Annotated in this window: 18 protein-coding genes; 6 read left to right on the top strand and 12 right to left on the bottom strand. The window is 73.5% G+C overall.

What is annotated here, in order from left to right; genetic code table 11:
• Nucleotides 1-45: 45 nt before the first annotated feature.
• The 6 genes from GA0070621_RS27600 to eno all read right to left on the bottom strand — a co-directional run bounded on the left by GA0070621_RS27600 (nucleotide 46) and on the right by eno (nucleotide 5640).
• A complete protein-coding gene (locus GA0070621_RS27600) occupies nucleotides 46-975 on the bottom strand; it encodes a Ppx/GppA phosphatase family protein (protein ID WP_091201222.1) in 930 nt (309 codons plus the stop codon).
• 188 nt (nucleotides 976-1163) lie between these two features.
• Nucleotides 1164-2405 (bottom strand): hypothetical protein, encoded by a 1242-nt coding sequence (locus GA0070621_RS27595; protein WP_091201220.1) that lies wholly within the window; start codon nucleotides 2403-2405, stop codon nucleotides 1164-1166.
• A gap of 33 nt (nucleotides 2406-2438) precedes the next feature.
• Nucleotides 2439-2948, bottom strand: coding sequence for an amino-acid N-acetyltransferase (locus tag GA0070621_RS27590; protein ID WP_091201218.1), 510 nt, complete (start codon nucleotides 2946-2948; stop codon nucleotides 2439-2441).
• A 1-nt stretch (nucleotide 2949) separates the two neighbouring features.
• Nucleotides 2950-3507: a DUF501 domain-containing protein gene (locus tag GA0070621_RS27585; protein WP_091201216.1), complete on the bottom strand. Its 558-nt coding sequence runs from the start codon at nucleotides 3505-3507 to the stop codon at nucleotides 2950-2952.
• Between the two features lie 188 nt (nucleotides 3508-3695).
• A complete protein-coding gene (locus GA0070621_RS27580; RefSeq protein WP_091202917.1) occupies nucleotides 3696-4328 on the bottom strand; it encodes an FtsB family cell division protein in 633 nt (210 codons plus the stop codon).
• A 28-nt stretch (nucleotides 4329-4356) separates the two neighbouring features.
• A complete protein-coding gene (gene eno, locus GA0070621_RS27575; RefSeq protein WP_091201213.1) occupies nucleotides 4357-5640 on the bottom strand; it encodes a phosphopyruvate hydratase in 1284 nt (427 codons plus the stop codon).
• Between the two features lie 243 nt (nucleotides 5641-5883).
• Between eno and GA0070621_RS27570 the strand changes: the two genes are divergently transcribed.
• Nucleotides 5884-6579, top strand: coding sequence for a hypothetical protein (locus GA0070621_RS27570; RefSeq protein ID WP_091201211.1), 696 nt, complete (start codon nucleotides 5884-5886; stop codon nucleotides 6577-6579).
• Entirely contained in the window at nucleotides 6576-7427 is an 852-nt protein-coding gene (locus GA0070621_RS27565) for an NAD(+) diphosphatase (RefSeq protein WP_167667502.1), read from the top strand. Before GA0070621_RS27570 ends, GA0070621_RS27565 begins: the two co-directional genes overlap by 4 nt.
• Before the next feature lie 17 nt (nucleotides 7428-7444).
• On the opposite strand, the gene GA0070621_RS27560 is transcribed toward GA0070621_RS27565, so the two are convergent.
• The 4 genes from GA0070621_RS27560 to mfd all read right to left on the bottom strand — a co-directional run bounded on the left by GA0070621_RS27560 (nucleotide 7445) and on the right by mfd (nucleotide 14687).
• On the bottom strand, nucleotides 7445-9064 hold the full coding sequence (locus GA0070621_RS27560) for a DUF885 domain-containing protein (protein WP_091201209.1): 1620 nt from the start codon (nucleotides 9062-9064) through the stop codon (nucleotides 7445-7447).
• A 90-nt stretch (nucleotides 9065-9154) separates the two neighbouring features.
• On the bottom strand, nucleotides 9155-10153 hold the full coding sequence (locus GA0070621_RS27555) for a nucleoside triphosphate pyrophosphohydrolase (protein WP_091201207.1): 999 nt from the start codon (nucleotides 10151-10153) through the stop codon (nucleotides 9155-9157).
• A gap of 2 nt (nucleotides 10154-10155) precedes the next feature.
• Nucleotides 10156-10929 carry a SurA N-terminal domain-containing protein gene (locus GA0070621_RS27550; protein WP_091201204.1) on the bottom strand — a complete coding sequence of 258 codons (774 nt, stop codon included), beginning with the start codon at nucleotides 10927-10929 and terminating at the stop codon, nucleotides 10156-10158.
• A 56-nt stretch (nucleotides 10930-10985) separates the two neighbouring features.
• A complete protein-coding gene (mfd, locus tag GA0070621_RS27545) occupies nucleotides 10986-14687 on the bottom strand; it encodes a transcription-repair coupling factor (RefSeq protein ID WP_091201203.1) in 3702 nt (1233 codons plus the stop codon).
• A gap of 194 nt (nucleotides 14688-14881) precedes the next feature.
• Between mfd and GA0070621_RS27540 the strand changes: the two genes are divergently transcribed.
• A complete protein-coding gene (locus tag GA0070621_RS27540) occupies nucleotides 14882-15739 on the top strand; it encodes a helix-turn-helix domain-containing protein (protein ID WP_157740079.1) in 858 nt (285 codons plus the stop codon).
• Between the two features lie 312 nt (nucleotides 15740-16051).
• Entirely contained in the window at nucleotides 16052-16738 is a 687-nt protein-coding gene (locus tag GA0070621_RS27535) for a cyclase family protein (RefSeq protein WP_231920974.1), read from the top strand.
• Between the two features lie 34 nt (nucleotides 16739-16772).
• Here GA0070621_RS27535 and GA0070621_RS27530 read toward each other — a convergent pair whose 3' ends face one another.
• Nucleotides 16773-17813, bottom strand: a complete 1041-nt coding sequence (locus GA0070621_RS27530) for a S66 family peptidase (protein WP_091201198.1) — start codon at nucleotides 17811-17813, stop codon at nucleotides 16773-16775.
• Nucleotides 17814-18016: 203 nt separating this feature from the next.
• On the opposite strand from GA0070621_RS27530, the gene ppc reads away from it, so the two are divergent.
• Nucleotides 18017-20803 carry a phosphoenolpyruvate carboxylase gene (gene ppc / locus GA0070621_RS27525; RefSeq protein WP_091201196.1) on the top strand — a complete coding sequence of 929 codons (2787 nt, stop codon included), beginning with the start codon at nucleotides 18017-18019 and terminating at the stop codon, nucleotides 20801-20803.
• Nucleotides 20804-20882: 79 nt separating this feature from the next.
• Here the strand turns inward: ppc and GA0070621_RS27520 are convergent, their stop codons facing one another.
• Nucleotides 20883-21752 (bottom strand): DUF2076 domain-containing protein, encoded by an 870-nt coding sequence (locus GA0070621_RS27520; RefSeq protein WP_091201193.1) that lies wholly within the window; start codon nucleotides 21750-21752, stop codon nucleotides 20883-20885.
• A gap of 54 nt (nucleotides 21753-21806) precedes the next feature.
• On the opposite strand from GA0070621_RS27520, the gene rmuC reads away from it, so the two are divergent.
• A complete protein-coding gene (gene rmuC / locus GA0070621_RS27515; protein ID WP_091201190.1) occupies nucleotides 21807-22967 on the top strand; it encodes a DNA recombination protein RmuC in 1161 nt (386 codons plus the stop codon).
• Nucleotides 22968-23112 lie beyond the last annotated feature (145 nt).

The following is a 23112-nucleotide window of genomic DNA, read 5'->3' as shown; positions in this document are numbered from 1 at the left end:
CCCCAGCACCACCCACGATGCTTCCCGACGATGCCGTCCCGATGGCTAGGCGAGGCTCCAGGCGATACCGTCGAGGATGTCGTGCTCGGAGGCGACGACGGAGGGCATCCCGGCGCGCTCCATGATGACCCGCAGCACCAGCGCGCCCGCCCCGATCACGTCGGCCCGGCCGGGATGCATCACCGGGATGGCCAGCCGCTGCTCGCGGGTCTTCGCCAGCAGGTCGGCGGTGACCTCCGCGACCTGCTGGTACGACACCCGGGCGTGGTGGATGCGCTCCGGGTCGTACGCCTGGAGCCCTTGGGCGACGGCGACGACGGTGGTGACCGACCCGGCGAGGCCGACCAGCGTGGCCGCCTCGCGCCCCGGCACCACCTCCAGCGCCCGGTCCACCGCCACGGCGATGTCGGCCTGCGCGGCGGCGACCTGGTCGAGGCTGGGCGGATCGCCGTGCAGGTGCCGCTCGGTCATCCGGACACAGCCGATGTCCATCGACACGGCCGCCTGGACCCCGCCCTCGCGGGTGCCGACCACGAACTCGGTCGAGCCGCCGCCGATGTCGACCACCAGGTACGGCGCCTTGGCGTCGGCGGGCAGCCCGCGCACCGCGCCGGTGAACGAGAGCCGGGCCTCCTCGTCGCCGGTGACCACCTCGGGCGGCACGCCGAGGGTCTGCTCGACCATCGCCCGGAAGTCGGCGGCGTTGCTGGCGTCCCGGGTCGCCGACGTGGCGCACATCCGGACCCGCTCCGCACCGAACTTCTCGATCTCGGCCGCGTAGTCGGCGAGCGCCACCCGGGTCCGCTCGATCGCCTCCGGCGCGAGCCGGCCGGTCCGGTCGACGCCCTGGCCCAGCCGGACGATCTCCATCCGGCGGCACAGGTCCACCAGCGGCGCCTGCGGGCCGGCCGCCGGCTCGGGCAGGTCGGCGACCAGCAGTCGGATCGAATTGGTCCCGCAGTCGATGGCGGCCACGCGCGTCGTCACGGCAGCAACCCTACGGCAGGCCGGGCCCTCCCCGAGGCGGTGGCGGTCCGAAAGCCCGCGCCCGCACGTCGCCCACCTCGCGGCATCCCGACCGCTCCGACCACGCCGGACCGGCGACGTGGCGCACGCCGCGGCATGCCGGCCAGGCAGCGCCGCAACAGGCGCGCCCGGGGGAGCTAGGACCGGCGACGGAATCGGGCCAGGGCGAACGGCAACCAGGGCAGCGCACCTGCCAGCACCAGCAGCGACAGCAACGGCAGCCGCCACCACCAGGACACGGTCGGCGGGGGCGGGTCGGGCGTCGGCGCCACCCACGGGCGAGCGGTCTTCGACCAGACCAGGAAGGCGTCGCCGACCGGGAGCAGGCCCAGGGCGTACCGCTTGGTGTGCGGGGTGTTCAGCGGCAGGCCGACCAGTTCGCCGTAGTTCGCCAGCGCTCCGGCCAGCGCCGCGTCCCCGCGTACCTGTGCCGCGCCGAGAGTGACCACGGTGGCGGAGAAGCTCACCCCGAGCGGCAGCGGCCCGGAGTCCACGTCGGCCGGGCCGTCCATCCCGCGCGGATATTCGCGGACGGCTGGGCCGAGGCCCAGCGGCGTGACCACGTACAGCGAACGGAACCGCAGGTACTGGGCGTGGGCGAAGGCCGGGTCGACCTCGCCGAGGAAACGGTGGATCACGCTCTGCGAGGTCGCCCGGGCCACCTCGGCCGGCGCCCCGGTGGTTAGTTCGACGCGGTGCGGCATCAGCCCGGTCCGGGGGTCCAACCGCTGGCGTACGCCGTCCAGCCAGCGCCGTACCGTGGGCGCGAAGCGGGGCGGCAGCAACGTGTCGTGCAGCCGCAGCGAGGCGACCGCCACCGTCGAGTCCACCGGCCACGCCTGCCCGGGGTACGCCGCCAGGTACGGCGAGGCCGAGGCGTCGAAGGCGGCGGCGAGGCCGGCCGAGACGTCGGCGAAGCGGCGTACCTCGGCCGGATCGCGCCGCTCGGGCGCCTGGAGGGCGAGCACGCCGCCGCGCAACCAGTTCGTCCAGCCCTGGTAGAAGACCCCGTAGGCGGGGGTGAGGTCGGGACTGAACGGCGCCCGGCCGGCCGGCGACTCCAGCCGCTCCAGCGCCCAGCGTGCCTCCCGGACGGCCTCGCCCCGCTCGCCCGCCGGCAGCCGCATGCCGCTCTCCACCCGGGCCAGGCCGTAGAGGACGTGCGCGAAGAACCACCCCTCGGGGAACAGGGCCTGGGCGTCCTCCCCCGCACCCCGGTCCAGCTCGGCGCGGAGGAAGGTGAGCTGCCGGCTCACCCCGGGCGGCGATCCGCTCGGTCCGGCGGCGATGGCCGGCGCGACGAGGCGGACCACCCCGATCAGGGCGGCGAGCGACACCAGCGCGCCCGCGCCCCGGCCGACCCACCCCAAGATCCGCATCCAGACAGCATGCCCGAGCCGGTCAAGCGGTCGTCAGAGGCGCAGCAGCATCCGGGTGTTGCCGAGGGTGTTCGGCTTGACCCGTTCCAGGTCGAGGAACTCGGCCACGCCCTCGTCGTACGAGCGGAGCAGCTGCTCGTAGACCGGATGCGGCACCGGTGCGCCGTCGATCTCCCGGAACCCGAACGAGCCGAAGAACCCGGTCTCGAAGGTCAGCACGAAGATCCGGGCCACCCCCAGCTCCCGGGCCGCGTCGATCAGCTCACCGACGATCCGCTGCCCGATCCGGTGCCCCCGGCACACCGGGTCCACCGCCACCGTACGGATCTCGGCCAGGTCCTCCCACATCACGTGCAGCGCCCCGCAGCCGACCACGGCGCCGTCCGGCGCCACCGCCACCCGGAACTCCTGGACGTCCTCGTAGAGCGTGACGGTGGCCTTGCTCAACAGCCGCCGATCGTCGGTGTAGGTGTCGACCAGCCGCCGGATGCCGCGTACGTCCGAGGTACGGGCCCGACGGACCACGATCTCGTCGGCCGTCATCTCACTCCGCCGCCGGGACGTCCACACACGGACCGGTGGCCCACCACTTCTCCACCAGCGCCAGGGTCTCGTCGCCGAACGGGTTGACCCCCGGCCCGGCGGCGAGCGCATGCCCGAGGTGCACGTGCAGGCACTTCACCCGCCCGGGCATGCCGCCGGCCGAAATGCCGGCGATCTCCGGCACCTGGCCGATCGCCTCCCGACGGGCCAGGTAGTCCTCGTGCGCGGCCCGGTAGCGGGCGGCCAGCTCGGGATCCTCGGCGAGCCGCTCGGCCATCTCCTTCATCAGCCCGGCCGACTCCAGCCGGCTGCACGCCGCCGTCGCACGCGGGCAGGTCAGATAGAACAGCGTCGGGAAGGGGGTGCCGTCGGCCAGCCGGGGCGTCGTCTCCACCACGTCGGGCAGGCCGCACGGGCAGCGGTGGGCCACCGCCCGGGTGCCCCGGGGCGGGCGTCCGAGCTGCGCGGCCACCGCGGCCAGGTCGGCCTCGGTGGCCGGTTGCCGCTCCGGCAGGGGTACGGAATCCGCCGCCGGATCCTGCGGTGGTACGACGCTCACGGGCTCGCCTTTCGTTCGCGACTGCGGGGCTCGCAGAACCGGCTCGCTCCTCGCGCTCACGGGCTCGCCTTTCGTTCGCGACTGCGGGGCTCGCAGAACCGGCTCGCTCCTCGCGCTCACGGGCTCGCCTTTCGTTCGCGACTGCGGGGCTCGCAGAACCGGCTCGCTCCTCGCGCTGGGGTTGCTGCTCACTTGGCGGGGCGCTCGGCGTTGGCCGCCTGCACGCTCGACCACAGGGTGTCGTACCAGCGGTCGGGCTGCTTCGGCGGCCCCGGCTTCCCCTTGCCGGCGTCCTTCGCGGCCCCCTCCGGGTCGGAGAGCACCACCAGGGGGGTCTCTCCCGACCGGACCATGAAGAACCGCTGCCGGGCCTGCGTCTCGATGTACGCCGGGTCCTGCCACTTGGCCGCCTCAGCCGACAGGCCCTCGATCAGCTCGCGCTGATCGGCCTGGGACGCCTCCATCCGCGCGATGTCCGCCTGCTGGTCCAGATAGACCCGGACCGGGTAGGTGTAGGCGAGGGCGAGCGCGATCAGCACCGCGAAGAGCACGGTGGCGCGCCCGGTGAAGCGCCGGGGTTGGGGTGCGGTGAGGCGCTTGACCGCCCCGCCGGCCGCCGTACGCCGCGCGGCCGCGGGACGGCTCGCGGAGCGTACGCCGTCGGCGCCGCGGGTGCCGCCGGGCGACCGGCCGGCGGCGCGCGGCTCGGCGCGGACGCCACCGTCGCGGACCGACGACCGGACCCGGGCCCCGCCCGCCCGACCGGCCTGACCCGGCCGATGGGCGGGACGCTGACCACCCGGTGTGCGGCGCTGCTGCATCGTCACACCCCTCCCCGGAGCTTGCGGCTCAGGCCGAACGGTAGCGCGGGAACGCGCCGACGCCGGCGTACCGCGCCGCGTCGGCCAGCTCCTCCTCGATCCGCAGGAGCTGGTTGTACTTGGCGACCCGGTCGGACCGGGCCGGGGCGCCGGTCTTGATCTGGCCGCAGCCGAGGGCGACCGCCAGGTCGGCGATGGTGGTGTCCTCGGTCTCGCCGGAGCGGTGGCTCATCATGCACTTGAAGCCGGCCCGGTGGGCCAGGTCCACCGCGTCCAGCGTCTCGGTCAGCGAGCCGATCTGGTTGACCTTCACCAGCACGGCGTTGGCGGCCTTCTCGGTGATGCCGCGGGCGATCCGCTGCGGGTTGGTGACGAAGAGGTCGTCGCCGACGATCTGGATCCGGTCGCCGAGCGCCGCGGTCAGGGTGGCCCAGCCGCTCCAGTCGTCCTCCGACAGCGGGTCCTCGATGGACACGATCGGGTAGTCGCCGACGAGCTTGGTGTAGTAGTTGCTCATCTCCTCGGCGGTCTTCGCGCTGCCCTCGAACGTGTACGTACCGTTGTCGAAGAACTCGGTGGCGGCCACGTCGAGGGCGAAGACGATGTCGGTGCCGAGCCGGTAGCCGGCCTTCTCGACGGCCTCGGCGATCAGGTCCAGCGCGGCGGCGTTGGTCGGCAGGTTCGGGGCGAAGCCGCCCTCGTCGCCGAGCCCGGTCGACAGGTCCTTCTTCTTCAGCACCGACTTCAGCGCGTGGTAGACCTCGGCGCCGGAGCGCAGCGCGTCACGGAAGGTGGGCGCGCCGATCGGCGCGATCATGAATTCCTGGATGTCGACGTTGGAGTCGGCGTGCGCGCCACCGTTGAGGATGTTCATCATCGGCACCGGGAGCAGGTGCGCGTTCGGGCCGCCCAGGTAGCGGAAGAGGCTCAGCTCGGCGCTGCCCGCGGCGGCCTTCGCCACCGCCAGCGAGACGCCGAGGATCGCGTTGGCGCCCAGCTCGGCCTTGTTGTCGGTGCCGTCGAGGTCGAGCATCTTCTGGTCGATCAGCCGCTGCTCGCTGGCCTCGTAGCCGATGAGCTGGTCGACGATCTTGTCCTCGATGTTGGCGACCGCCTTCTCGACACCCTTGCCCAGGTAGCGGTCCTTGTCACCGTCGCGCAGCTCGATCGCCTCGAAGGCGCCGGTGGAGGCGCCGGACGGCACCGCGGCGCGGGCGATCGTGCCGTCGTCGAGCCCGACCTCGACCTCGACCGTCGGGTTGCCCCGCGAGTCCAGGATCTCCCGGGCGACGATTCCCTCGATGGTTGCCACTGAGTCGCTCCTCGATTGTGTGTTCCGGTCCGGATGGGCCGCGACGGTGCGGCTGAGGCAGGTGTTGAACGCAGCGTATCGGGCGACGCCCGGCCGCACGCCTCCACCCGGCGCCAAGCAGGGGTACGGATCCCGGGCCGGGACCCGCACCCTACGGAGAGTTGGACGGACATTCCCGGTTTCTCGGGCGTCAACCGGCATCGGGTTTGCGAGAGGTTGACCCGATCGACAAGGCTGGGGCGCATGCCTGCCGCCTCGACGACTCTCCGCGTGTTCACCGCCTCGGTCATCGCGTCGCTCACGGTCACCGGCTGCCAGGCCCTCGACGACGCCGGGGTCGCGCTCGGGCGGGCCGACCTGGTCAACGACCTCGCCGCCCGGATGGACCGGGCCCTGGAGCAGACCTGGGCCGCCGACTACCAACTGCCGGGCGGCCGGACCGCCTCGATCGCCCAGACGATGGAGCCGCTCCGCTCCGCGTACACCTGGCCGGAAGGCAAGATCACGGTGACCCAGCAGGCGGTGACGCGCTGTGAGACCACCAGCGACGGGCGGTCCTCCTGCGTCGTGTCGCCACCGGTGCTGACCGCCGGCAGGCCGTCGGTGGTGGTCTACACCGAGGCCCGCAAGCACAACCTGGTCACCCCGCCGGCGGTGATCCGGCTGCTGACAAACGCCGCGCTCGACCGCGAGGCGAGCATCGAACAGAGCGACACCACCCTGGCCGGGCACCACGCCACCTGCGTCGACGTCACCCGCGCGGGGGAACGCTTCACCGCCTGCGTCACCACCGAGGGCGTGCTGGCCAGCTTCACCGGGGCCCTGGACGGCAAGCCGGCGGAGATCACGCTGAGCCGGTACACCGACACGGTCGAGGCGACCGCCTTCGACGTGCCGGCCGAGGCCAAGGTGGTGGACAACCGCACGGCGACGTCGTGATCCCCGCCGCGCCGACCGGCCTGGGCGGATTCGTCCCGGGCGCCGACCGGAGCCGACCGCCCGCGCCCGGCGACCTGGCCGTGCCGGTGGCCGGACGCAGGCTGCTGACCGGGCCGGACGGGCGGTTGCACCGGATCGGCGAGCTGCCCGCCGACCTCGACTGGGTGCCGATCGGGACGCTGGACGGTACGCCGGCCTGGGCGGCCGAGCCGACCGACGCCGAGGCGCTGCCCGGACGCTGGCGGAGCTGGCGGGGGATCGCCGCCGAGCTGCCGGAACCGCTGGCCACCCTCGCCGGGCGGGCGCTCGCGGTGGTCACCTGGCGGCGTACGCACCGCTGGTGCGGGGCGTGCCGGACGGAGCTGACCGACGTGCCGGACGAGACCGCCCGCCGCTGCCCCGACTGCGGCCTGACCGTGTTCGTGCCGCTCTCCGTAGCGGTGCTGGTGGCGATCACCCGCCCCGGCCGGGCCGGCGGCCCCGACGAGCTGCTCCTGGTCCGGCACGCGTACGGGCCGACGGAGCTGTGGGCACTGGTGGCCGGGTTCGTCGAGGCGGGCGAATCGCTGGAGGCGACCGCGCACCGGGAGGTCGGCGAGGAGGTCGGGCTGACCATCGGGCGGCCCACGTACGTCGACAGCCAGCCCTGGGCGATCTCCGGGCCGGGCACCCTGCTCGCCGGCTTCACCGCCACCGTCTCGGACCCGGACGCCGAGCCGGTGGTGGACGCGCGGGAGGTCACCGAGGCGCGCTGGTTCCCGGTGGACGCGCTGCCGGCGGAGCTGCCTCCGGCGTACTCCATCTCGCGCTGGCTGATCGACGGCGTCGCCGCCCGCGCGCGGCGCTGAACCCGCGCGGACCCCGGTCAGATCCCCAGCAGGGTACGCAGGTGCCGGGGCGGTGGGCAGTCGTGCGACAGCATCGCGTCGTGCCACTCGCGGACCGACACCCCGTCGGGGCGGGCGCGGGCGATGTCGGCCATCTCGCTGTACCCGACGAAGTACGTGGAGAGCTGGGTGGAGGTGAGCAGCGCCCGGCGCCACTTGCCGGCCGCCTCGCCCTCCTCCTGGAAGCCGCGCCCGGTCATCAGCGCCATCGCCTCCGCCTCGGGCATCCCCTCGCAGTGCACGAGCTGGTCGAGCAGCGCGTTGATGGTCATCCGCAGCTGCATCTTGAGCTGCTGTAGCCGGACCGGCAGGCCGCCGAAGCCGAGGCCGGCCATCACCTCCTCGGCATAGACCGCCCAGCCCTCGACGAACACCCCGGACTCGGTGAGCGCGCGGACCCGGGTCGGGCCGGCGTACCGGCGGGCGTGGGCGAGCTGGAGGAAGTGACCGGGCATCGCCTCGTGCACGCTCAGGTTCCGGATCATGTGGTCGTTGTATTCCCGGTAGAACGACTCGACCCGCTGCGCCGGCCAGTCCACCGGCGTGGGCGCGATGCAGTAGAAGGTCGGCACGTCCGCCGTCTCCAGTGGGCCGGGCGAGTCGCAGTAGGCCACCGCCACGCCCCGGGCGAACTCCGGCATCTCCTGGATCACGCACGGGTCGTCGACCAGGCTGACCACGTCGTGCGCGCGGACGAAGTCGGTCGCCTCGTCGAGCGTCACCGAGGCGAGATCCACGATCGTGGCGTCGTCGGGGTGCTCGGCGGCGAGCAGGTCCAGCGCCCGGCGTACCGTCTCGTCGTCGGCCGGGCCGCCGACCAGCTCGACGGCCGCCTCGCGGATCTCCGCGGTCACCCGGTCCAGGTTCTCCCAGGCGCGGCGCTGGATCTCGGCGGCGCTCAGCTCGGTGTCCAGGGTGTGCCAGAGTCGCGCCTCCCAGCGCCGCCGGCCCAGCCGGGGGTCGCGCCCCGGGCCGGCGTCGGCGGCCAGCCCGATCCGCAGCCACGCCACGAACTCCTCCAGCGCGGCGATCGCGGCGGTCACCGCCGGCTCCACCCGGTCGTGCAGCGCCGGTGCCTGGGCGAGCAGCGCCGGCACCTCGTCGCGGATCAGCGCCGCCGTGCCGGTGAACTGCCCGACCGCCGTCTCCGCGTGGATCCGTGGCATGTCCCGCAGCGTCGCGCGCGCGGTCGCCAGGGCATCCGGTACGGCCGCCAGCCGCCCGGTGAGCTGGGTCAGCCGCTCCTCGACGGGCGCGTACGGGCGGGCCAGCAGGGCGTGCAGCAGCGGGCCCGGGTTGTGCCGCAGCGGGTCCCACTCGTGCGCGCGGATCTCGGTCAGCTCGAACAGCCCCTGGTCGACCATGCTGCTGAGCAGCGCGTGGTCGACCCGTTCCTCGACGTCGAGCGAGTCCGGGTCGATCTCGGAGAGCGCGTCGGCCGCGTCCCGCAGCATCGCCTGGTCGGCCGCGAGGGCGTCGGCGGAGAGGTCGGGCAGCCGGTCGTCGTACCGGTGGTCCCCGGCCGACGTGGCCAGCCCCGGCCGGCTCTCCAGCAACGCCTCGACGATCCGCTCCGCCAGCGGCACGAACGATTCCATGCCGACGACCCTACCGATCTCCCCCGACCTTCCGGTTGATCAAGGAGTTCGCGTCGGCCGAGCGGCGTGAGCCGGACGCGAATGTCTTGATCAACTCGCCGGGTCGGGGGCGGGACGGGCGGCGCGTTCGGCGGCGCGCACGGCGTCGGCGTACGCCAGGGTGGCGCGGCGGAGGGCGGCCTCGGGGTCGATTCCCGCCTCCCGGGCCGCGGCGACGGTGGCCAGGAGGCTGGCGCCGAGTCTCGCTTCCGGGTCCACCTGGGACTCGGCCAGCGGCGGCGGCACCGCCAGGCCGATCCGGCCGGCCCGGTCCAGGATCTTCGCGGCCAGGGCCAGCGCCGGTTGGCTCAACGCGATGCCGTCCAGCACCGACTCGCGGGTCTTCTCGGCCCGCTTGATCCGCTCCCAGTTCGCCTCGATCTCCTCGATCGAGCCGGCCTCGGCCCCGCCGAAGACGTGCGGGTTGCGCCGGACCATCTTGTCGACCAGGCCACCGGCCACGTCGTCGACGGTCCACCGCTCGCCCTCCGGCAGTTCCTCGGCGAGCCGGGCGTGCAGCAGCACCTGGAGCAGCACGTCGCCCAGCTCCTCGCGGAGCGCGTCGGTGTCGTCGGCGCTGATCGCGTCGTACGCCTCGTAGCACTCCTCCAGCAGGAAGCCGGCGAGGCTGCGGTGGGTCTGCGCCCGCTTCCACGGGTCACCGCCGGGGGAGGCGAGCCGATCCATCACCTCGACCGCGTCGAGCAGTCGGGCACCCGGCGGGTCCCACGAGCCGTACATCAGCTCCAGCTCGGCCAGGCCCGGCTCGCGAGCCAGCCGCAGCCCCAGCTCCCGGGCCAGCGCCTCGTCGCCGGTCGGCCCGGCCAGCCAGACCGCCGTGCCGTGCGCCGCCACCTCGTCGAGCAACGCCTGGGTGGCGCCCTCGGCCACCACCGTGACCTCGGCGCCCGCCGCCCCGACCGCCCTGGCCAGCTCGCTCTCCGTGCCGGCCAGCACCGGCCCGGAACGTACGACGTCCCAGGCGGGCGCGGTCAGCAGGCCGGCCGGCAGCCGCGGCGAGGTGACCAGCAGGACGATCCGTGCGGTCATGCTCAGTGGGTGACCGGGTCGCCGGTCTCCGGGGCCTCGGGGGTCGAGATGTCGGTGACCGGGCCGTCGTGGTTGATGAAGGGCAGCGAGTAGAAGACCAACGACTGGCCGGTGCTGACCACCGACGGCACGCCGATCGGCCCGTACTTCGGGTTGATCGAGGCGCCCGACTTCTCGGCCTCCTCACGCAGCGCCGAGCTGAGCGCGGTGGCGCTACGGACGAAGCCGCCCTCGCCGAACGCCTGCCGGACCTCGGCGACCGACAGCCCCGCGCGGATCGCGCCGGTCTGCGCGATGGCCTGGTAGACGGCCATCACCGCGTCGTCGCTCAGCTCGGCCGGCGGCAGCTGCTTCTGGAGCGCATCGGAGATGTCCACCCACTCGCCCCAGAGCTGGACGTACTCGGTGCTGGCCGGCAGCTGGAGCTGCTGCTGGAGCTGCTCCGGGGTGAGCATGTCGGGGATCTCGATCCCCTTCTCGTCCGCCAGGCGCTTGCCCAGCTCGACGCTGACCAGCAGGTTCACCACGTCCTGCCGGGTCACCGAGGAGCGCAGTTCCTCCGGCGCCGGCGTGGCGCCCATCTGCTCCTGCTGGCTGCGGACGGCGTCGGCGTACTGCGTCTGGGCGTCGTCGTAGATCTCGTTGACCCGGTCGACGGAGAACGTCCGGTCCCCCACGTAGGCGGCGACGCCCGGCGCGGACCGGCCGCAGGCGGCGAGGGAGAGGACAGCGAGGGCCGCGACGCTGGCGGCGGCGGTGAGACGGCGTGCACGCATGTCGGCCACTCTCTCACGCCCCGTACGAGGCTGTGACGCCGCCCACCCGGCCTGACTCACCGCGCCCCCGCCCCGGCCAGCGCCGCGGGCTCGCCCAGCACGTCGGAGAGGAGCTGGGCGCACCACTCCAGCAACGCCTGGTCGCGCAGCGGCTCGCCGCCGACCCGACGGGTGCTCGGCCGAGGCACGCTGACCTGGTCGAGCGCCTGCTTGTAGACCGAGTCCGGGTGGTAGCGCTTGAGTCGCAGCTGCTTCGAGTCGGGCAACGGCAGCGGGCCGAACCGGATGTGCTTGCCCTGCATCGAGACGTCGGTGAGGCCGTACCGGCGGGCCAGCAGCCGGAACCGGGCCACCGCGACCAGGTTCTGCACCGGCGCGGGCGGCTCGCCGTAACGGTCGGTCATCTCGGCCACCACCTCGCGCAGCCGCTCCTCGTCGCGGGCCTCGGCCAGCTTGCGGTACATCTCCAGGCGCAGCCGCTCCACCCCGACGTAGTCGTGCGGCAGGTGCGCGTCGACCGGGAGATCCACCTTGACCTCGGACTCCTCCTCCGGCTGCTCGCCCTTGAAGGCGGAGACCGCCTCGCCGACCATCCGGATGTACAGGTCGAAACCGACGCCTTCGATGTGCCCGGACTGCTCGCCGCCGAGCAGGTTGCCCGCGCCCCGGATCTCCAGGTCCTTCATCGCCACGTACATGCCGGCGCCCAGCTCGGTGTGCTGGGCGATGGTGGCCAGCCGCTCGTGCGCGTTCTCGGTCAGCGGCCGGTCCGACGGATAGAGGAAGTACGCGTACGCCCGCTCCCGACCGCGGCCGACCCGACCCCGGATCTGGTGCAGCTGGGCCAGGCCGAGCAGGTCGGCCCGCTCCACGATCAGCGTGTTGGCGTTCGGGATGTCGATGCCGGACTCCACGATCGTGGTGCAGACCAGGACGTCGAACTCCTTCTCCCAGAAGCCGACCATCACCTTCTCGAGCGCCTCCTCGCTCATCTGGCCGTGCGCCACCGCGACCCGGGCCTCGGGCACCAGCTCACGGATCCGGCGGGCCGCCTTCTCGATCGACTCCACCCGGTTGTGCAGGTAGAACACCTGCCCGTCGCGGAGCAGCTCGCGGTGGATCGCCGCCGCCACCTGCTTGTCGTCGTACGCCCCGACGAAGGTGAGCACCGGGTGCCGCTCCTCGGGCGGGGTGGCGATGGTGGACATCTCCCGGATGCCGGTGATCGCCATCTCCAGCGTGCGCGGGATCGGGGTGGCCGACATGGCCAGCACGTCGACCGAGGCGCGCAGCGTCTTCAGGTGCTCCTTGTGCTCGACGCCGAAGCGCTGCTCCTCGTCGATGATGACCAGCCCGAGCTGCTTGAACCGGGTGGACGCCTGGAGCAGCCGGTGGGTGCCGATGACGATGTCGACGGTGCCGTCGGCGACCATCGTCAGGGTCTGCTCGGTCTCCTTCGGCGTCTGGAACCGGGAGAGCTGCCGGATGGTGACCGGGAACTGGCTCATCCGCTCGGCGAAGGTGTTGTAGTGCTGCTGCACCAGCAGGGTGGTGGGCACCAGCACGGCCACCTGCTTGCCGTCCTGCACCGCCTTGAACGCCGCGCGGACCGCGATCTCGGTCTTGCCGTAACCGACGTCGCCGCAGATCAGCCGGTCCATCGGGACGGTCTGCTCCATGTCCCGCTTGACCTCTTCGATCGCGGCGAGCTGGTCCGGCGTCTCCTGCCAGGGGAAGGCGTCCTCCAGCTCCCGCTGCCACGGGGTGTCCGCACCGAAGTTGTGCCCCTTGGACGCCTTACGGGCGGCGTAGAGCTGGATGAGCTGGGCGGCGATCTCGCGGACCGCCTTACGGGCCCGCGCCTTGGACTTCTGCCAGTCGGAGCCGCCCATCTTGTGCAGGGTGGGCTGCTCCCCGCCGACGTACCGGGAGAGCTGGTCGAGCTGGTCGGTGGGGACGAAGAGCCGGTCGCCGGGCTGGCCGCGCTTGCTCGGGGCGTACTCGATGACCAGGTATTCCCGGCTCGCGCCGTTCACCGTGCGCTGCACCAGCTCGACGTACCGGCCGATGCCGTGCTGCTCGTGCACCACGTGGTCGCCCGCCTTCAGCTCCAGCGGGTCGATGGTGTTGCGCCGCCGGCTGGGCATCCGGCGCATGTCCCGGGTGGAGGTGCCCCGGCCGCCGGTCACGTCCTCGCCGGTGAGCAGCACGAACCGGGACGCCTCGTCGACGAAGCCGGCGGTCAGGCAGCCGCAGGAGACCAGCAGCTCGCCGGGGGCGGGCGCGGTCGGCACCTCCTCGGTGAGCCGGGCGCCGAGGCCGGCGTCGCGGAGCACCTCGACGGCCCGCTGGGCGGGGCCGTGGCCCTCGAAGACCAGCGCCATCGACCAGCCCTCGCCGGCCCAGCGCTTGAGGTCGTCGACCAACCGGGCGGTCTCGCCGTGGTAGAGCGGGGCCGGCTGGGCGGCCAGGGTCACCGCGATCGCGTCGTCGGGGGTGACGTCGACCTCGGTCGGCGCATCCTCCCACGGCTGCCGGGCCGGGGCGGCGTCCGCCTCCCGCAGGCCGAACGGCGCGAGGGTCCACCAGGGCTGGCGCAGGGCGCGGGCGGCCGCGCGTACGTCGGCCAGGGTGCGGAAGGCGGCGGCGCCGAGGTCGACCGGGGCCTGGCCCCCGACGGCGGCCGCGGCCCAGCTCGCCTGGAGGAACTCCTCCGAGGTACGCACCAGGTCGTGCGCCCGGGTGCGGATCCGCTCCGGGTCGCAGAGTACGACGTGGGTGCCGGCCGGCATGCAGTCCAGCAGCAGCTCCATCGACGCATGCGGCGAGTCGCTTGGCGCGGCCGCCACCTCGGGCGGCCCGCCGCGAGTCGGCGCGTGCGCAGGCCCGATCAAGGCCGGGGCGAGCGACTCCATGCCCTCGACCGGGATGCCCTCGGCGAGCTTGTCGAGGATCTCGGCCAGCTCCGGGTGCTCCTGGGCGAGCGCGGCGGCCCGCCTCCGCACGGTCGGGGTGAGCAGCAGCTCGCGGCAGGGCGGGGCCCAGAGCTGGGCGACCTGCTCGATGGTGCGCTGGTCGGCGACGGCGAAGGTGCGGATCTCCTCCACCTCGTCGCCCCAGAACTCGACCCGCGACGGGTGCTCGTCGGTGGGCGGGAAGACGTCGAGGATGCCGCCGCGCACGGCGTACTCGCCCCGCTTGGTGACCAGGTCCACCCGGGCGTACGCCATGTCGGTGAGCCGGCGGGCGACCTCCTCCAGGTCCGCCTCGTCGCCGGCGGCAAGCTGCACCGGCTCCAGATCGCCGAGCCCCTTGAGCTGCGGTTGGAGCAGTGACCGGACGGGCGCCACGACCACCCGCACCGGCCCGGTACGCCCGTGCGCGTCGGCGGACTCCGGATGCGCCAGGCGGCGCAGCACGGCCAGTCGCCGGCCGACCGTGTCGGAACGCGGCGAGAGCCGCTCGTGCGGCAGCGTCTCCCAGGAGGGGAAGACGGCCACCTGCTCCGGCGGCAGCAGGCTGCCCAGCGCGGAGGCGAGGTCGTCCGCCTCGCGGGTGGTCGCCGTCACCGCCAGCACCGGGCGTCCCGCGCCGCCGGCCGGCTCGTCGGCGGCGACGGCGGCGACGGCGAACGGGCGCAGCGCGGCCGGGGCGGTGATGTCGAGTCCGTCGACCTGGGCGGCACCGGAGCGCGCCAGGTCACGCGCCCGGGCCAGCCCGGGGTCGGCCAGGGCGGCGGAGAAGAGTCCGGTGAGCATCTGTGATCACTTCCAGTGCAGGGTCGGCGCACGGCGATGGGCCCCTCGTCCAGCCGGACGGGGGGTGCACCTGTCGAGACTATCCCCCGGCGGGGACAATCCGGGTGGCGCCGCGTACGGCGCACAGGGGAGGAACGATGCCGGAACGGGTCGGTAGTGATCCCAGGAGACGGACCACACCCGGACGGTGGCAGGTGCTGGGCGCCCCGCGGGGCATGTTGTTCTATCAGGTCAAGTGCATCGTCGAGGACCCCGGCTGGCACGGGCCGACGCCCGAGGTCGGCCACCGACTCTTCCTCGGCCGCGCGGGTAGCGCCCAGGTGCGGCTCAACGACCGGCTCATCCTCACCGACGCCACCACGATCTGGCTGACCCGGCCGGGCGACGAGATGGCCAGCAGCCACCCGTACGGTGACGGCGACGTCTACAGCTGTCTGGAACTCGCCCCGGAGGTCCTCGCCGAGCGCCCGGACACCGAACAGTGGCTGCACCGACGCGGCTGGTGGGGCAGCGTCGACGGGCGGCTGGATCTCGAACACCGGATGCTCGCGGCGCACTGCCGGCGCGGCATCGACCAGTTCGAGGTGGCCGAACGGCTGCACCGGTTCCTGGGCCGGCTGTTGAGCCGGACGCCGCTGGGCGTCGGCGAGCCGGGCGCGGAGATCGAGCGGGCCGTCGGCCGGCGGCCGGCCACCCTGGCCGCCCACCGGCGGCTCGCCGACCGGGCCCGCGAGGTGCTGGTCGCCTCCGACTTCCGGATCGGGCTGACCGAGGTCGCCGAGCAGGTGGGTTGCTCGCCGCACCACCTGAGCCGGGTGTTCCAGCGGGTGACCGGCCACAGCCTCACCGCGTACCGGAACCGGCTGCGGGTGCGGTCGGTGCTGACCGTGCTGGCCGACGGGGACGGGCCTCCGCTGGGCGAGGTCGCCGCCACGCACGGCTTCGCCGACCAGGCCCACCTGACCCGGGTGGTCCGGGAGCAGGTCGGTCACCCGCCGGCCCGGCTGCGCCGGCTGTTCGCCGCCCACGACACCGGCTCCGACGCTGCCTGAGCAGCGCGGGTCACCCGAACCGCGCAAGATTCTTCAAGAACCGGGCCGGCCACGCCCCGAGGATGGATTCCGTCAGTCCGGGCTCTGGCCGCCGGGGAGAGGGGGAGCCGGAGCAGGGGAACGCGGGCCTGTTCGGGGAGGTCCGACCCCCGTTACCGGACCTCCTGGCGGCTCGCCTCTCGGCGTGCCCCGCCGAGGTGCCGTGCTCCCCCCAGTACGGCACCTCACCGCCCGCCTTCCCGGCCGGTCGTCGGCACCGGGTCCGACGCGCGGATCTTGACCGCTGGCCGCCCGGCGTGGTGCGCTGAGAGCGTGACGGGGCAGCATCGGACGCGGTTCGTCGAGTTGAGCCATGTGATCACCGACGGGATGACCACCCTGCCCGGCTGGCAGCCGCCCCGGATCACCGACTGGCTCACCCGCGAGGAGTCCCGACCGAGGTACGCCCCGGGCGTCGAGTTCCACGTCGGCCGGATCGACATGATCGCCAACACCGGCACCTACCTGGACACCCCCTCGCACCGGTGGGCCGACGGGCCGGACCTCACCGGTGTGCCGCTGGACCGCCTCGCCGACCTGCCCGGGCTGGTGGTCCGGGTGCCCGCCGGCACCCGGGCGGTGGATCGGTCGATGCTGGCGCCGTACGACGTCTCCGGGCGGGCGGTGCTGTTGCACACCGGTTGGGACCGACACTTCGGCACCGACCGGTACGCCGCCCCCGATGCCCCCTACCTGACCGGGGACGGCGCGGACCTGCTGGTCGAGGCGGGTGCGACCCTGGTCGGCATCGACTCGATCAACATCGACGACATGACCCCGGCCGCCGCCGGCGAGCGCCCGGCGCACAGTGCCCTGCTCGCCGCCGGCATCCCGATCGTGGAACACCTGACCGGCCTGGGCGACCTGCCTCCGGAGGGGTTCCGGTTCACCGCCGTGCCGCCGATGGTGGCCGGCATGGGCACCTTCCCGGTCCGCGCCTTCGCCGCCGTCGACGGCTAGGCCGGCCCACTCCAGATACGCGCGTGGGCCAGGGTCAGTAGCGCACCGAGATGCGCCGCTCGACCGCGTCGACCCGGACCTCCCCGCCGTACGGGATGATCAACTGCGGGTCGGTGTGGCCGAGGTCGACGTCGAAGACCACCACGGGGTCGTCGGCGTAGTCCGCGAGCGCCCGGGTGACCGCCTCCCGCTGCGCCCCGCCCCACTCCCGCCGCTGCTCCGGCGTGTGCGGGCGGTCGAAGTCCCACGCCTTCGGGCGACCGACCACGATCGCCGGGAAGGCCGCGAGCAGGCCCCGCTCCCCCATGTTCCGCACGATCCGGAAGACCTCCTGGGCGGTGGGCAGTTCCTGCGACGTCTCGACGACCAGCACCGACCCGGCCAGTTCCGCCGCCGACGGCACCCGGCCGGTGGCCATCAGCCAGTGCAGGATCTCCAGGTTCCCGCCCCAGGTGCGGCCCTGCACCACGGTGGCCGGCCCGTGCCACCGCCAGCCCTCGCCGGGGAACATCACCGGCTCGTACGCCAGCGTGGACGGGTCCCGCCAGTCGTTCGGCTGGTCACCCCACTCGGGCGCGGGGGTCAGCTCGTACCAGCCGGAGGTGAACAGGGCGGCGCGCAGCGAGTCGAAGGTCAGCGGGTGCGGCTTGCCGGGCCGGCCGAGGTGCACCAGCACCGACCCGCCGTGGTACGCCACCAGGCCCAGCCGGTACAGGTGGTTGAGGATGTTGGTGTTGTCCGAGTAGCCGTAGTACGGCTTCGGGTTGGCCCGCAGCACCTCGTCGTCCAGATACGGGGTGACCGTGATCAGGTCGTCCCCGCCGACCGTGGCGAGCACGGCGGTGATCGTCGGGTCGGCGAAGGCGGCGGTCAGGTCCCTTGCCCGGTCCCGCGGGTCGGCGCCCATCCGCCGGGTGGTCGGATACTCCACCGGTTCCAGCCCGAACTCCTCGCGGAGCCGGCGCAGGCCCAGCTCGTACACGTGGGGGAAGAGGCCGGGCAGGCCGGCGGAGGGCGACACGACCGCGACCCGGTCGCCCGGCCGGGGCTTGGGCGGGTAGCTGGGGTTGCTCATGATCGGACGCTATCCGGTCGGACCAGCGATTTCCGCCCCGGAAAGCACTCATCCCCGGCATGGCGGGTTAATACGCTGAGCCGGCGCGCCTGTCCCAGAGTGCAGATCATCACGCGGTCCCCCTGCTCTCGGGCGGCCCCGCGCGGATACGATCCAGGGAGTCGGACAGCGCTGTCCTTCGTACTCTCGTAAGGAGCGCACCCGTGACCGACCAGCACGACCACGACGGCCCGGACGCCGCGCTGCGGGCCGACATCCGCCGCCTCGGCACGCTGCTCGGGCAGACCCTCGCCCGGCAGGAGGGCCGACCGCTGCTCGACCTGGTCGAGGAGATCCGCGCCCAGGTCCGATCCGACGCCCCGGCCGCCGCCCAGCGCCTCGCCGGGCTCGACGTCACCACCGGCACCAAGCTGGCCCGCGCCTTCTCCACCTACTTCCACCTGGCCAACATCACCGAGCAGGTGCACCGGGCCCGTGACCTGCGCCGGCGCCGGGCCGTGCACGGCGGCTGGCTGGACCAGGCGGCCAGGATGATCGCCGAGCGGGGGGTGCCGGCCGAGGAGATCGCCGCGGTGGCCCGCCGGCTCGCGGTACGCCCCGTCTTCACCGCCCACCCGACCGAGGCGGCCCGCCGGTCGATCCTGTCCAAGCTGCGCGCCGTGGCCGACGAGCTGGACGCCGAGACCGCCAACGCCATCCTCTACGGGGCCAGCGACGAGGGCCCGGCCAACCGGCGGCTGGCCGAGCTGCTGGACCTGATGTGGCAGACCGACGAGCTGCGGCTGGACCGGCCGGACCCGACCGACGAGGCCCGCAACGCCATCTACTACCTGCGCGACCTCCATGCCGAGGCCGCTCCGCAGGTCCTCGACGACCTCGCCGACACGCTGCGCACCCTGGGGGTGGAGACCTCGCCGACCGCCCGCCCGCTGACCTTCGGCACCTGGATCGGCGGCGACCGGGACGGCAACCCCTTCGTCACCCCGGCGGTCACCCGGGAGGTGCTGCGGATCCAGCACGAGCACGGCATCGAGGCCACCGAGAAGGCGATGGACGCGCTCATCAGCGAGGTCTCCGTCTCCCGCCGGCTGCGCGCGGTCTCGCTGGACCTCTCCGCCAGCCTCGCCGCCGACCTGGACGCGCTGCCCGAGGTGGCGCCCCGGTTCCGCCGGGTCAACGCCGAGGAGCCCTACCGGCTCAAGGCGCGCTGCGTGAAGGCGAAGCTGGCCAACACCCGGGAGCGGCTGCGTACCGGCACCGCACACGTGCCGGGGCGGGACTACCGTGGCTCGGCCGAGCTGATCGCCGACCTGGAGCTGCTGCGCGCCTCGCTGGCCCGCAACTCCGGGCAGCTCACCGCCGTGGGCCGGCTCGCCTCGACGATCCGTACGGTGTCCGCGTTCGGGCTGCACCTGGCGACCATGGACGTCCGCGAGCACGCCGAGGCGCACCACGCGGTCCTCGCCCAGCTCTACGGCGCGGTCGGGGAGGTGTCCGACTACCCGTCGCTGACCCGGCTGGAGCGCACCAAGCTGCTCGCCGACGAGTTGGCCGGCCGCCGGCCGCTCTCCACCCTGGACAGCCCGCTCACCGAGGGCGCGCAGAAGACGTTCGACGTGTTCACGGCGATCCGCGAGGTGCAGGACCGGTTCGGCGCCGAGGTGATCGAGTCGTACATCATCTCGATGACCCTCGGCGTGGACGACGTGCTCGCCGCGGTGGTGCTGGCCCGCGAGGCCGGCCTGATCGACGTACACAGCGGCCGGGCCCGGATCGGCTTCGTCCCGCTGCTGGAGACGCCGGCCGAGCTGAACAGTGGCGGGGAGCTGCTGGACGAGCTGCTGTCGCTGCCCGCCTACCGGGCGCTGGTCGCGGCGCGGGGCGACGTGCAGGAGGTGATGCTGGGCTACTCCGACTCCAACAAGGAGGCCGGCATCACCACCAGCCAGTGGTCGATCCACCGGGCCCAGCGCGCGCTGCGCGACGTGGCCGCCCGGCACGGCGTGCACCTGCGGCTGTTCCACGGTCGGGGCGGCACGGTGGGCCGGGGCGGCGGCCCCACCCACGACGCGATCCTGGCCCAGCCGTACGGCACCCTGGACGGCGCGATCAAGGTGACCGAGCAGGGTGAGGTCATCTCCGACAAGTACACACTGCCCGCGCTGGCCCGCGAGAACCTGGAGCTGACCGTCGCGGCGGTGCTCCAGGCGACGCTGCTGCACACCGCGCCCCGACAGCCGGCCGAGATGCTGGAACGCTGGGACGCCACCATGGACGTGGTTTCCGAGGCGGCGTTCCGGTCGTACCGGTCGCTGGTCGAGGACCCGGACCTGCCGGCATACTTCTGGGCCTCCACCCCGACGGAGTTGCTGGGGGCGCTCAACATCGGCTCCCGGCCGGCGAAGCGGCCGAACACCGGCGCCGGCCTGGCCGGCCTGCGGGCCATCCCGTGGGTGTTCGGCTGGACCCAGACCCGGCAGATCGTGCCCGGCTGGTTCGGCGTGGGCTCCGGCCTGGCCGCCGCGCGGGCCGCCGGTTTGCAGGACGTGCTCGCCGAGATGCACCGCAACTGGCACTTCTTCCGCACGTTCCTGTCGAACGTGGAGATGATGCTCACCAAGACCGACCTGAGCATCGCCCAGCGGTACGTGGAGACGCTCGTCCCGAAGAAGCTGCACCCGATCTTCGACGAGATCCGGCAGGAGTACGAGCTGACCAAGCAGGAGGTGCTGGCGGTCACCGCCTCGCCGGCCCTGCTGGAGAACTCGCCCGTGCTCCAGCGCACCCTGGCCGTACGGGACACCTACCTGGAGCCGCTGCACCACCTCCAGGTGGCGCTACTGCGCCAGTACCGCGACTCCGGTGCCGCCGGCCGAGCGGTCGCGACCGCGCCGGGCGGGCGACGCGGCCCCAACGACGGTACGGCGCTGGAGCGGGCGCTGCTCACCACCGTCAACGGCATCGCCGCCGGCATGCGCAACACCGGCTGAGAGTAGGAAAGGGCCCCCGGCCAACGCATTTCGCGTGGCAGGGGGCCCTGTCGACAACCGCGCCGGGCGCGGCCGGGCCTCACCAGTCGCCGCCGCCGAAGTCCCCGCCGAAGTCGCCCCCGCCGAGGTCCCCACCGCCGAAGCCGCCGAAATCGCCGCCGGAGAAGTCGCCGCCGCCCTGGCCACCGGCGAACTGGCCACCGCCGAAATCATTGCCGGCGATGTCGTTGCCGGCGAACTGGTCGCCGCCGAAGTCGTTGCCGGCGTGGTCGCCGTAGTCCTGGCCGTCGCCGAAGCCGTCCTGGAAGCCCTCCTGGTAGCCGGCGTCGTAGCCGTGGCCCGGGTCGGCGAAGGCCGGCGAGAAGAGCGCGTCGGCGATGAGCATGCCGCCGATCACTCCGGCGCCGGCACCGAGCGCGGTCTTCCACCACGGCGTCGAGTACCAGCCGGCCGGCACCCGCCGCCCCTGCCAGCTGCCGCCGGGGTAGTAGTACGGCGTCTGGTTGCCCGGCTGCGGCCCGGCCCGGTAGGTCTGCCCCTGCACGTTGACCTCGCGCTCCTTGGTCAGCATCCCGGCGCCCCGGGCGGCGGCCAGCGCCGGCAGCTCCGGCCCCGGGTCGATGCCCATCGCGGTCCGCGCCGCCCGGATGTACGCCAACCCCTCGAGCGAGGTCTCCCGGGCCAGCGCGAACTGGTGCGGGGTGCGCGCCTGCTCCAGTTGGGAGCCGGCCGCGTTGTACCGCTCACCCGCGTCGGCGAGCGCCTGGCGTACCGCCGGGGCGTCGCCGTGCAGGTTCATCAACTGCCCGCCGAGCCGCTCGTACCAGCGCTGCGCCTCGGCGCGGGCATCGGCCAGCTCCGTGGCCCGCCGCGACCTGCTTCCCGACCTCCAGAACACCAGCGCACCTCCGAGCATCAGCACCAGAACGAGGCACAGCAAAACTTTCATGACTCGACGGTACCCATCGGGGTCACGTCGCACCCGTTTGGCAAGCTTCGGAGGGTGACGAGCTTCGCAACGCTGGCCGTGGTGATCGTCTGTCTCGGCGCGGGCGGCGCGCTGGGTTGGCTGGCCGCCCGGGCCCGGTCGGCCGCCGAGGTCGCCCGACTGGAGGCGACCCTCGCCGCCGCCCGGGCGGGTGAGGGGCGGCTGGAGCAGTCGATGCGGGCGCTCAGCTACGAGGCGACCGCGCAGTCCCAGGAGGCCGTCGCGCGGGCGGTGGCCCCGCTGCACGAGACCCTCCGGCGTTACGAGCAGCGCGTCACCGAGCTGGAACGCGACCGGGTCGACGCGTACGCCGAGCTGCGTGAGCAGGTGCGGGCGATGAGCACGGTCTCCGGCGAGCTGCGCACCGAGACCAAGCAGCTCGTCGCGGCGCTGCGCGCCCCGCAGGTCCGGGGCCGCTGGGGCGAGCACCAACTGCGTCGGATCGTCGAGGCGGCCGGCATGCTGGAGCACTGCGACTTCAACGAGCAGGTCACCGCCGCCACCGACCACCAGGGGGTACGCCCCGACCTGGTGGTCCGGCTGCACGGCGGCCGGACGGTGGTGGTCGACGCCAAGGCGCCCTTCGACGCGTACCTGACCGCGATGGAGGCGCGCGACGAGCGGGGGCGGGACACCCACCTCGACGCGCACGCGCGGCACCTGCGGGCACACGTGGACTCACTGGCCGCCAAGTCCTACTGGGCCGCGTTCGACCAGTCGCCCGAGTTCGTGGTGCTCTTCGTGCCGGCGGATCCGTTCCTCGACGTGGCGTTGCAGCGCGACCCGACGCTGCTGGAGCACGCGTTCGCCCGCAACGTGGTGCTGGCCACGCCTGCCACTTTGGTGGCGCTGCTGCGCACCGTGGCGTACTCGTGGCGGCAGGAGGCGTTGGCGCGCAACGCCGCCAGCGTGCACACGCTGGCCCGCGAGCTGTACGGGCGACTGTCCACCCTCGGCGACCACGTCGGCAAGCTGGGCGCGTCGCTGGGCGGGGCGGTGACCGCGTACAACCGGGCGGTCGGTTCGCTGGAGGCGCGAGTGCTGGTCAGCGCCCGCAAGCTGGCCGAGCTGGGCGTCTCCGACCAGGAGCTGCCGGCCCCGCCCCAGGTGGAGCTGGCACCGAGGCAGCCGCAGGCGCCGGAGCTGGCCGGAGGCGACACTTCTCCGGCGCTGTAGCGCCGCTGGCCACGCCTTTGTTACATCACCGATCGGACATATCACAGGCGGGTCACAACCGGCCGCATGCTAGTGACAGCCTCCGATTCCACATACAGGATCGCTTCCTACTCGCCCTGGACCCCTCTGGGCGGCTTTCTCTCAT

The organism is Micromonospora narathiwatensis, from assembly GCF_900089605.1.
GTDB lineage: Bacteria > Actinomycetota > Actinomycetes > Mycobacteriales > Micromonosporaceae > Micromonospora > Micromonospora narathiwatensis.
The sequence above is the reverse complement of the archived record's forward strand: the minus strand, read 5'-3'. Positions and strand labels throughout refer to the sequence as shown.